Origin of the sequence: Aeromonas sp. s6, assembly GCF_040907815.1 — a bacterium.
In the GTDB taxonomy this organism is placed as follows: domain Bacteria; phylum Pseudomonadota; class Gammaproteobacteria; order Enterobacterales; family Aeromonadaceae; genus Aeromonas; species Aeromonas caviae.
Genome location: NZ_JBFOCN010000038.1, coordinates 1 through 11,000, shown reverse-complemented (window position 1 = coordinate 11,000; position 11,000 = coordinate 1). Strand labels below are relative to the sequence as shown.

At 55.7% G+C, this 11,000-nt stretch carries 8 protein-coding genes; 3 read left to right on the top strand and 5 right to left on the bottom strand.

From position 1 onward, the window contains the following. Positions 1 to 737: IS21-like element ISAs29 family helper ATPase IstB (gene istB, locus AB5Y50_RS05750; protein ID WP_223917677.1), on the bottom strand; the 737-nt coding region annotated here is incomplete at its 3' end. A gap of 14 nt (positions 738 to 751) precedes the next feature. Continuing rightward, a complete protein-coding gene (gene istA / locus AB5Y50_RS05745) occupies positions 752 to 2,293 on the bottom strand; it encodes an IS21-like element ISAs29 family transposase (RefSeq protein WP_010673729.1) in 1,542 nt (513 codons plus the stop codon). A 594-nt stretch (positions 2,294 to 2,887) separates the two neighbouring features. On the opposite strand from istA, the gene AB5Y50_RS05740 reads away from it, so the two are divergent. After that, positions 2,888 to 3,565, top strand: coding sequence for a KilA-N domain-containing protein (locus AB5Y50_RS05740; protein WP_368162446.1), 678 nt, complete (start codon positions 2,888 to 2,890; stop codon positions 3,563 to 3,565). A 602-nt stretch (positions 3,566 to 4,167) separates the two neighbouring features. Further along, positions 4,168 to 4,764, top strand: coding sequence for a DUF4145 domain-containing protein (locus AB5Y50_RS05735; protein WP_335864830.1), 597 nt, complete (start codon positions 4,168 to 4,170; stop codon positions 4,762 to 4,764). A 67-nt stretch (positions 4,765 to 4,831) separates the two neighbouring features. Here the strand turns inward: AB5Y50_RS05735 and AB5Y50_RS05730 are convergent, their stop codons facing one another. Beyond that, positions 4,832 to 6,130, bottom strand: a complete 1,299-nt coding sequence (locus tag AB5Y50_RS05730; RefSeq protein ID WP_335864831.1) for a tyrosine-type recombinase/integrase — start codon at positions 6,128 to 6,130, stop codon at positions 4,832 to 4,834. A 229-nt stretch (positions 6,131 to 6,359) separates the two neighbouring features. On the opposite strand from AB5Y50_RS05730, the gene yjgA reads away from it, so the two are divergent. Further along, positions 6,360 to 6,884: a ribosome biogenesis factor YjgA gene (gene yjgA / locus AB5Y50_RS05725; RefSeq protein WP_010672689.1), complete on the top strand. Its 525-nt coding sequence runs from the start codon at positions 6,360 to 6,362 to the stop codon at positions 6,882 to 6,884. 86 nt (positions 6,885 to 6,970) lie between these two features. Here yjgA and AB5Y50_RS05720 read toward each other — a convergent pair whose 3' ends face one another. Beyond that, the gene (locus AB5Y50_RS05720) at positions 6,971 to 10,054 is read right to left on the bottom strand and encodes a transglycosylase domain-containing protein (RefSeq protein ID WP_368162445.1); all 3,084 of its coding nucleotides are present in this window, start codon (positions 10,052 to 10,054) and stop codon (positions 6,971 to 6,973) included. Positions 10,055 to 10,267: 213 nt separating this feature from the next. After that, the gene (gene tmaR / locus AB5Y50_RS05715) at positions 10,268 to 10,585 is read right to left on the bottom strand and encodes a PTS system regulator TmaR (RefSeq protein WP_010672687.1); all 318 of its coding nucleotides are present in this window, start codon (positions 10,583 to 10,585) and stop codon (positions 10,268 to 10,270) included. Positions 10,586 to 11,000 lie beyond the last annotated feature (415 nt).

Below are 11,000 nucleotides of genomic sequence, written 5' to 3'. Positions count from 1 at the left end.
TGGGTCAACTCACTTCTCCTCTTTCTCATCGATTCTCCCTTCAGTGACAGCCGGTGAGCGTTGTGCATCAGCCGGTCCAGGATCGCATCTGCCAGAGTGTTGTCCCCCAAGCTCGCGTACCACTCTTCCGTTGGCAGCTGACTGACCACGACCGTCGAGTATTTCCCGTACCGATCATCCATGATCTCCAGCAGGGCGTTGCGCTGCTCGGCATTCACCGCTTCCAGTCCCCAGTCATCCAGGATCAGCAGCTCTATCCTTGCCAGTTGACCCAGCAGTCTGGCGTAACTGCCATCTACCTTGGCCTGGCTCAGCTCAAGTAGCAGACGCGGCAGCCGGTAGTAACGAGTGCTGTGCCCCTGCTGACAGGCTTGGTAGCCCAGCGCACAGGCTAGGTAGGTTTTTCCGCAGCCACAGGGGCCGGTAATGAGCAGGTTCTGGCCCCGGCGCAGCCACTCTCCTTGGGCCAGGTTTGCCACCTGTGACCGCTCCAGGTTGCGTGCAGACTGGTAGTCCACCTCTTGCACCGTGGCCTGGAGTTTGAGCCTCGCCTGCTTGACCAGCCGAGCTTGTTTACGCTGCTCCCGGCTCAGTTGTTCGTGTTCGACCAGCAGGCTTAGCCGCTCGATGAAGGGCAGCCCTTCGTAGGTACTTGCCTGTTCCAGTTGTTGTTGCACGGCATCCGCCATGCCGGTCAGTTTCAGGTGTCTCAAGCGGGTCAGCGTTTGTTGGGTCATGGGACGTATCCTCTTTAGTGGAAGCTCTGGGGGCCGCGGATGTTCTCGTGCTCTTGCGGCAGTTCTGGATAACTGAGCGGACTTGCGGACAGTTGGTCGCGGCCACTGGTCAGCACCGACTTGAGCTGCTTGAGCCGCACCAGTCCTTCCCGGTTGGCCAGCTGGCAACAGGCTTCGACTCGTGATGGCGGATACTCCCGGCTAAGACTCAGCAGTCCCAGGCAGAGTCGGTATGCCTGCTCGGCATGGGCTTTCTCTGCCAGCCGTTCGCTAACCCAGCACAAGGTGCCCGGTCCGATGTCGGCAGCCCACTGCTTAAGACGCCCTGGCGTCCAGCGTTGCTGCTTGCTGTGACGTTCCGGCATGTGCTCAGGGAGTGTGCTCATCCCCGGGATGGTTTTACGCGGATGGCTCGCGACCAGCTGTTGCTGGTGATAGACCTGAAGCAGGGTATCGCCCGCATGGAGCTCCAGTTGCTGACCCACATACTGGTGCGGCACCGAGTAATGGTGCTGCTCATAGCTGACGTGATAGTCGATGTTGACCTTGACCGTTTTGATGGCGACATAGCGATAGGGATGCACCGGTAGTGACCCCAGTGCCGGGCGGTCCAACTGCTCAAACGCCTCGCGTCGGTTACCGGGCAGCTGCTTGAACGGGCGCTCGTTGAGCTCATTCAACAAAGCCCGGATGCACTGGTTTAGCTCGGCAAGCGAGAAGAAGGTCTGATGGCGTAGGCGAGCCAGGATCCAGCGCTCGACGATCTGCACACCCACCTCGGCCTTGGCTTTGTCCTTAGGCTTGTAAGGGCGAGCTGGCATCACCGCCACCTGATAGTGCTCGGCCAACTGCTGGTAGCTGGGGTTGAGCTCGGGATCGTATCGGCAAGCCTTGCTGACACCGCTCTTGAGGTTGTCGGGGATCAGCAGTACCGGTGTCCCGCCGAAAAACTCAAAGGCACGGACATGGCTTTGCAGCCAGTCCGGCAGTGACTGGGACCAGGTGGCCTCGGCAAAGGTGTAGTTGGACGCACCGAGCACGGCGACAAAGACTTGTGCCTGACGGACCTCACCCGTGGAGGGCGAGGCGATGGGCACCGTGGGCCCGCAGTAGTCGATAAAGAGCTTTTCCCCCGCCTTGTGGATCTGGCGCATGGAGCGCTTTTGCAACTGACACCAGGACTTGTAACGGTCACAGAACTGGGAGTAGCTGTAACAGCTATTGGGATAGCGCTGGGTGTACTCCTCCCAGAGCAGCTGTTTGGAGACCCCCTTGCGCTTGAGCTCCTGATGGACAGAGGGCCAATCCGGCACAACATGGCGGGCCGAGATGGTGGTATCGGCCTGCGGATAGAACAGGGCAGCCAGTCGGCCATCATCAAGCTCGGTAGGTAAGGGCCAGGTAAGGCCGAGCGCCTGGGCACTTTTGAGGAGTTTCTGGATGGAGCCGACACTGACCTTGGTACAGATACTGATTTGGCGAACAGAGAGGTCAGCTTCCAGCCGCAGTCGCAGCACTTCACGAATTTTACGCATTGCAATCCTCTTGGCAGACATAGGCTCTTCCCTGGCAAAAGGGAGAGCGTATCAAAGGTTTTTAAATCAATGCGTTAAGGATGATTCCGGTGAATGTGAACAGTGATTCCGGGATGTTGAACACTGTTTCCGGAAAGGAGGGGCGAAGTGTTCAGGTTGAACCGGAATGAGCGTTCACATTGGTCCGGAAATGGTGTTCACGTTGAATCGGAATTGGTGTTCATGATCGGCCGGAATATGCAAGCAAAGGCCAAAATAGAACGACAAGAAGAGATACTGCGCAAAGCGGCGGCTCAAATGGGTGTCATCTTGGCGAAATAAGCTGACGGATAGATAGATGAAAGCGCTGGAGCAATCTGGCGCTTTTTTTATCAAGGTTTAGGACCTATCAACAGCCCTTGAATTGTGACAGATCGGTCTCCTTCTACTCTTGTTGCTTTCTGACACCTGACCCACTAGCACTCCCCCCTCCTTTTCACTGACCTAAGCAAGATCTCTGACCGCCCTTTGGTCACTTTCATTCAAACATCAATGCCTTTATGTCGTGCCTCTGCGGCTCCAGTTTGCCTACCGGAGAGAGGACGGCAGGAGAGGCACAACATAAGGAACCCATTTATGAAGATCACTTTCAACGGTAACACCTATCCGATCCAAAAGAACGCCGAGGGCCTGTACTCGCTGACCGACATTGAGAAAGCATGGCTGGCTGAAGGTGGTACTGGTGGCCAGCTCGATAACTGGAAGCGGGCACCTGAAGTCACAGAGCTGATTAAACTACGTGAAATTCACGTAGTTTCTAAAGAAGGCCGTAATGGCGGGACTTGGGGCTGCAAAGAGGCTGCTATTGAGTATGCTTCCTATTGCTCCAACGAATTCCGCCGTGCTGTCCGTAAGGCTTTCATTGCGCTGACTGAAGGCAACACCATGCAGGCCGCCGCTATCGCTGAGTCTGTAGCGGTGTCCCCTGAACTGTTTGAGAAGCACGACGCCACCCGCAGGGCCATGAACGATGCAATCAAGGCCAAGGGGATCGACATGTGCGGGAAAGCCTACGGCAATTTCTACCGGCTGGCCTGTAAGGCTGCCACTGGGTATGCCCCCTCTGTCCTTACAGGCAAGAATGGGTCAGCCAAGGAGTACATCAAGCAGGTATCCAACGCCCCCTGTATGAACGCTCTGATCGCTTGCATGGAGACAATCACAATGGGCCTGAAGGTAGGGCTGGATTATCACAAGGTCGCCGCCATGCTCAACGTAGAGACCTCACAGAATGGGGGGTATTTGACCGTCTGAGCGTGTCGTCACTGGGAGTCCATCAATGATTTCCAATCGGGATAGTTGCTGGTACGGTAAAGCTCCCCCAAAAGCTCTGGAGTCTGTAATGAGTAACCCCCCTTTTCCAACTGATGACCCTTGCGTATCTACTCTAGTAATTGTCGCTAATTTGGTAGCGCGTGTTCGCGTAGGGACCATCTCTGCGGAAGAGGCTGTTCACGAACTCTTAGATCTTGGATTTGGGAATGCGCCTCTTACTGTATTCATGGATCTCTTTGCGTGCGATGATTCGATACTGGAAACCATCTTTATGAACTACGAGTCAGACTCCAGCTCTTTGTGATCCCAAAACCAACTAAACGATAAAGCCCCCTTGGCGGATTTCAGGATTAGATAGACGCACTTGCGTCCGTCAGACCTGAGATTCACCGAGGGGGCTTTTGTTTGAGTTGATTGTTTGTTGAACTGCCCGATCTATGGCTTGTTTCAGATGTGTCCGATGGGTATTGTTGCTCTAGATGAGACATGGTTAAAAGCCAATTGGGAGATGTATGACATCCGAAGTATTGAATTCGTCAGAAGGAAGAGAGCGGACGGTTGCTTGTATAAGGTGCTCTGGTATGACGAAACATGAGGTTGTATGTTCAGTAGATCAGTCTGGGTATGTCGAAGAGATTGGAATAGATTGGGATGACTCCCATCAAATCATTCGCTGTAAAGGTTGCAGTACCCTATCCTTTCGCCGTGAGTCCTCGAACTCCGATGACTACGAGCCTATTGGGGATAATCAGTTTGAACGCACCATTTACGAGATGCTCTATCCCTCGCGCCTTGAAGGGCGTAAGGATTTGGGAACTCAGACTGCTTATCTCCCAGCAGATTTACGGCATGTTTATGTCGAGACAAACAAAGCCTTGAACAATGATTCTCCTGTCCTTGCTGGCATCGGTCTACGCGCTATAGTTGAGACCGTTTGTAAAGAGAAGGCGGCGAAGGGGAAAGATCTGTCCCAGAAGATCAATGACCTAATGGAAAATCGTATTTTAACGCCAACTGGCGCGGGGATTCTTCACAAGGTCAGGACCCTCGGCAATAAGGCTGCCCACGAGGTAAAACCTCACACCCCTCACCAGCTATCTGTAGCAATGGAAGTCGTGGAACACATGCTCAAAGACGTCTACATTCTGCCCAAGATTGTGGAAAACGAGTTCGAATAGTCCCAAACAAAAAAAGCCTCAAGCTGACCCGCCAGTTGCAATGGATGACTTGGGGCTTGTTTTCTAATTACTTATTGAACAAGTTCAAGAAGCTCTGCATGTACTCTCCGGCTAACATCTTCTCGACTGCTTCGAGCTGCTGCTGGAGTTCAAAGCCTGTAGCGTAAAGCCCGTAGGACAACGTAAGGCCCTTGCGACTGTGACCCAAAATCCCCGCAGCGATGCCCTCAAAGACCTGTGCCCGCTGGTATCCCGTGGCGGCCATCTTACGGAAGCTGTGGAATACGGCGCTGCACTGTTCCCCTAATACTGCGTCTTTGTGCTTCTGGAACATGACAGACCAATACTGTGCGCTGGACGGCCTTGTGCGTGTCTCTGTGCGCGTCCAAAGCTCCGACTCTACGACCGCCTTCAACTCTTCCCACAAAGAGACAGGAAGCGGGACATTACGCGCTGCGTTCGCTGTCTTACCATCTTTGATTGTGAAGTAATGTACCCCGTCCGTTTCGTGGAAGTCTTCCGCTGTGATCGTGACGAGTTCCCCGAGACGACACCCAGTCACCAAGGCAAACTTCATCAAGGAGTACATAGCTGGTCCAGCGTCTTCCAGAAGTGCGGCGACTTGTTCAACCGTGAAGGCTGTCCGTTTGGTGCCTGAAGAGGTAAGACGAATGTCCAAGTCCTTGAAGGGGTTCTCTCCGCTGACTTCCTTGCTTCGATAGGCCCAGTCCCACACCTTGGACAGACAAGTGGCATACGCCTTGACCGTGCGCGGGGCTTTGTCCTTGGCACACTCCAAGACCCACGCGATGACGTCCCGCTTGTCTATGTCGGCAAGGTGAATGTCCTTGAGCTTGAGGAACGAGGCGAACGACACAGGGGCAAGGTTCAACCGGCTAAGTGTCGATGGGTCTAGGGACTCTTCGGTTGTCTCTGTGTAGAGCTTGGCGGCCTCCATGAGGGTGATCCCGTACTTCGCCTCTATCCCTTCCGCGTCTTCCCATCCCATAGCCGCCCTGATGGCGTCAGCGCGTACCGTGTCGCCTTTCTCGATGGCTACTTGAAGCTCTGTGCTCCATGCCTCTTCGATGTTCTCTTCGTCTTGTTCTATCGGGGGCTCTCCGGCAGCCTTGCGAATCTCTTTGACGAGTGCAAGGAACTGCTGTCGCTCAGGGTTAACCCGAGCCTTCCTGACGATGCCTTCAAGTTCGGTAAGGAGCTGGTCTCTGCGCATGATCGCCTGTCCGAGGTTGTCGGTTTTCAGGCTTCGGCTGTAGATAGCAAGACCGTCAAACAGGTGCCTGACGTCTTTGGGGATGTTCCAGTGGATGTAGTAGCGATTTGCTTTCTTGACTAGGTGTTTCATTGCTCTTACCCTCTACAAAACATACCATCAAACATAGAGTCGGTCACACGTAACCTACTGAAATGTAGAGTTTATGCAGGTCTTGGAGTGCAAGATAAAGAGCTTGCTGGTCCATAACTCACATCTGTATGAAGGGAAGGAAAGGGGCTAAGCATATCAGACCCCTGCGCCCAGCGGGAGAAGCTGGTAACATATCCGCCAAACGTGAATGACAGGAATACAGAGACCGATGAGTCAATATCAAGACGACAACGAGTGGGAAGACTGGGGCCCCAGCAAGAGCCAGCTCAAGCGTGATGCCGAAGCCTTGCAGAAGATGGGGGAAGAGATCGTCTCCCTGAGTCACAGCGAGCTGGAGAAGATCCCCCTGGATGAAGAGCTCGCCGAAGCGGTCGAGCTGGGTCGCAAGCTCAAGCCGAAGAAGGATGAGTCCTTCCGTCGCCATCTCCAGTTCATCGGCCGTCTGATGCGTAGCCGCGATGTCGCCCCCATCGAAGAGGCCCTCTCCATTATCAAGATGCGTCACTCCACCGTGAACGCCCGCCTGCATCGCCTCGAACAGTGGCGCGAGCGGCTGATCACCGAAGGCGACAGCGCCCTCAACGAGCTGATGTCCCAGTTCCACGAGCTGGATCGCCAGAAGCTGCGTCAGCTGATCCGCACCGCCAACAAGGAGCGGGAGCTGAACAAGCCGCCGGTAGCCTATCGCGAGATGTACCAGTACCTGCGCGGTGAAATTGAAGATCTGTTGTAAGTGATGACTCACGTCCGCCTCAGGGCGGCGTGCAGTACACAATCAAACGGGGCCGAAATGGCCCCGTTTTTTCATACGCTATCCGCTCAGCTGCCCGCCATGCACTGGGTATGAGTAGCAGGTTGCAGATAGGGGACCAGCAGGGGGGCCATCCCCTTGAGCACCTGTACAGGCAGCGCCGACGTGAAGCGGAACTTGTCGGACTGGCTGCCAGGTACATAGGCCGTCAGCGTGCCGAAGTGATCATCCCCGATGTAGAAGACGAAAGTCGCAGTCCGGTTGCGAGCCAGTGAACTGGTCACATTGCCGTAGCGACCGACCGTCTCGATCCGGTTGTCCCCGGTCCCCGTCTTGCCCCCCAGGGCCAGGACAGTACCATCCTGCAAGGCGAAGGCCCCGGCGATGCGCCGCGCCGTCCCCCCTTCCACCACCTTGGAGAGTGCATTGCGCAAGGTGTTGGCCACCTCGGCAGGCATCACCCGTTCCCCCTGGGTGTTCGCCGGCTCAAAGACGGTGGCGAAGGGGGTCCCCTTGGCAAAGGAGAGGTGCTCGATGCGCAGGGTCGGCGCACGAATGCCGCCGTTCTGGATGATCCCCATCAGCTCGGCCAACGCAGCAGGACGATCGCCCGAGCTGCCCAGTGCGGCCGCCAGGGACGGAACCAGGTGATCGAACGGGTAGCCCAGGCGAGCCCAGCGCTGATGGATGTCGAGGAAGGCCTCAACCTCCAGCATGGTGCGGATCCGGCTATCCCGGGCACTGCGATGACGGGTCTTGAACAGCCAGCTGTAGACCTCCTGACGCTCGTCACGGCTGGCGGTTACCGCATCGGTAAAGGTGGCCTTGTCAAACTCCTTGAGATAAGCAAGTAACCACAGCTCAAGTGGATGCACCCGTGCGATATAACCTTGATCCGGCAGAGAATATTTGCCAGGGCCGTAATTGGTATAGAGCTGCTCTATGCGCTTCTCGGTCAATTTCTCCCGCGGCAGGCGCTTGGCCAGGAAAGCGGCAAAGTCGGCCTGGGAGGCTTCCGGCATCAGATAGCGATGCACGGCGGCGAGACGCACCGCGCTGGGTTTGAGACCATCGAGGAAGGTATCGAGCTGCTCTTCTGCACTCTTGCCACGATATTTGCGCCAGAACCTCAGCAGATAGGTCTGGCCCTCTTTGTCAGCAAACTTGGCCAGGTACTCGGTACGGCGAGGATCCCTGTCATCTTTCAACAACTGGGCACGATTTCCCTCCTTGTAGAGGCTGTAGCGGACGATGTCCCGCATCAAGCGCACGAAGGGCAGGTTGATGGATTCCCGCAGCGCATCGCGAATGGGCGGGATGCGACCGTTGTCTTCCTTGCGGAAGTTGTTGAAGGTGTGCATGCCACCGCCGGTAAAGAAGCCTTCATAGGGACTTGCGGAATACTTGCGGCCCAGTGCGACCTCCAGCATCACCGGCAGGCTTCTGTCCTTGGCACTCATCAGATAGGCGATGGCCCAGCGGCTGATGTTGTCCTGATCGGACACTTCGATCTTTCGCAGGCTCTCCACCGGCATGTTGCCGTAGCTGTCATGCAACTCGGTGACAATCTCGAGATAGGTGGTCAGCACCCGTAACTTGGCGGTGGATCCCAGTTCAAGCTTACTGCCCTCGTTGATATCGAACGGCTGGTCCGTGTTGTCGGTCTGCACCCTCACCTTGACACCTTCCGGCGTCTTCTCGAACAGGGTAAAGCTGTACTTCACATCACCCGTCTTCTCCGGCGAGAGCAGGCGCTCACCAAACAGGCCCACCTGGGCTGCGAATGCAGGGTCTGCCAGTTGCTGCAGATACCGTGACACCTCGTTTTGCAGCGGCATATTGAGGGTGGTGTTGGCCGTCAGATCCATGCGGTCCAGATCATAAAGCTGCACCCCGAGCTGACGACTGAGACGAGTGCGAGCCACCTGCAGCCCCTTGTTGTTGTTGACTCGAGTGATGGCAGGTGCCTGCAGGAAATCGCGGAAGACCAGCTTGGCCTTGAGAGCCGACTCCATCAGGGGGGGCGTGATCATTCCCTCCTGCACGAAGAGTCGCAGATAGCTGTCTGTCAGGGTAGACAGTGCTTCTCTACCCTGCGCCAGGTAATAGGAAGGACGGCGGTGGGCGATCATCAGGGAGACAACCTGGCGCAAGGCAAGGCCCTGCTCGGCCAGGGTAGAATCCTGGTTGCGAGCGGGATCCAGCAGTCGATTCACCTCATCGACATTGGCGCCAAACCAGACCCAGAGGCCATCACCGAGACCGTGCACCTCGCCATAACCAGGCGCCGCAGAGAGCGGGACCGAGTTGAGGTAGGCCCAGGCAACCAGCTTGCGGGCCTCCAGGGTCTCGGGCCCCAGCCGATAGGCACGAACGCTGGCCGAGACCATCTGGCGGATCTTCTCGGTCGGCGAAACGGTCAGTCCATCGGGAGAATGACGATACTTCTCCACCTGGGTCGCCAGGGTACTGCCGCCAGCAGATTGATCCTGCATATCCAGCGCCTTGCCCACCTGAGACAGCGCCGCCTTGGCAAAGCGCGGCCAGTCTACGGCCGGGTTGGCCAGCGGTTCCTTGTTGCTCAGGAGTTCACGGTTCTCGATAAACAGCAGAGACTGGATGACCAGGGGCGGTATGGCATTGAAATCCGGATAGTAATGAGTCGGATACTTGTACTGGTAGAAAGGCTCGGCACGGCAGTCATAGAGTGTCAATCCTGCCTGGACCTTCTCGGTATAAGGCACGAAGAAACCGTGGCTGGCGTAGTTGTAGAGCGCATCGGAAAAACGGACCTGTTCGCTCACCTGGTAGCCACGCTGAACGAGACGTTCCTGGATCATGGGCATCAGCACATAACCGAGTCGCTTGTCGAACGGGCCGTCGTCGGGGAAGGCAATTTGCTTGCTGGGGCCGGGCTCGATCTGATAGGTCAGGGTGGCCGCATAGCGGGAGATCTCCTGTGACTGCAGTCGGGAGGTCTTCATTTCATAACCCACCAGGGCGATCGCGGCAGCCAGGCAAAGCAAGAAGATAAAACAGAACAACCAGCGCCACCAGGGGCGGCGTTTACGCTGTTGTAGCCCGTCCGCATTAGGTACGGATGAATCCTGAGATGCCACTTTATTTGAATCCGTCTGTTTTGATGCGCCCATATCAACCCCACCATGGTTGCGCAATTTATTGTCTTTCAATCAAGCTTAGTCGTTTCAAGTCAAGGGCTTGAAATCTATTGACCGCTTTGCAGCGATGTTAACAGGGCGATTGTGAAAATGGGAGCCGATTGTTGCAACGCGGCAAGAGATCCGAGCTGCGGCATGAAAATGAAACACCGGCCAGAGGCCGGTGTTGACGAGAGCGGGGCGGGATTATTTGCTGGTGCTCATGCTCTTCAGCTTGGTACTCAGCTCCTTGCGCTCCTTGGAAAGCTCGGCATTTTTGATGATATGGTCATCTACGCGCTCTTCATAATCGGTCCGCATGTTGGCAATGATGGCCTGAACCTCGTCAATGCTCATACCGGGCTTGATATAGTCACTCAGGTTGTCGAGCAACAGTACCCGTTTCTGGTTGTCACGGATCTTTTTCTCGTTGTCCGCGATTTCACGCTTGAGCTTGTTCTGACGACGGGACATACGCACATATTCCAGCACATCGTTGAAGGTTGACTTGTTTACTTGTTCCATATCGGTACCACTGAGTGAAGGTGAATGAAAACAGGCGGAGAGTCCCATACCAGAAAAAGAAACCGAGACCATGGCACGGGCAAACCCGGAATGCCCCTTACTCTACCGAGTTATGATGCAGATACAACCCCAATCGCAGCGCGGGCGGCGGGTTTAGACAGAACGGCTCCGACTGGGTTATTACGCTAAAAATGATGAAAACAAAGAGAGCCAACATGTGGGTTCAATGTGACCAGAGCAGGCGCAACTTTTCCGGTACGGGCAACAAGTGAACGTGAACGACGAACATCACCATAGTGCCCGCTTGCCCTCCAGTGAGGGCTGAATTTCAGGCAATAAAAAACCCCGCTCGAGTGAGCGGGGTTTCTTGTATTGGGTGCCTGGCAGTGTCCTACTCTCGCATGGCGAATGCCAC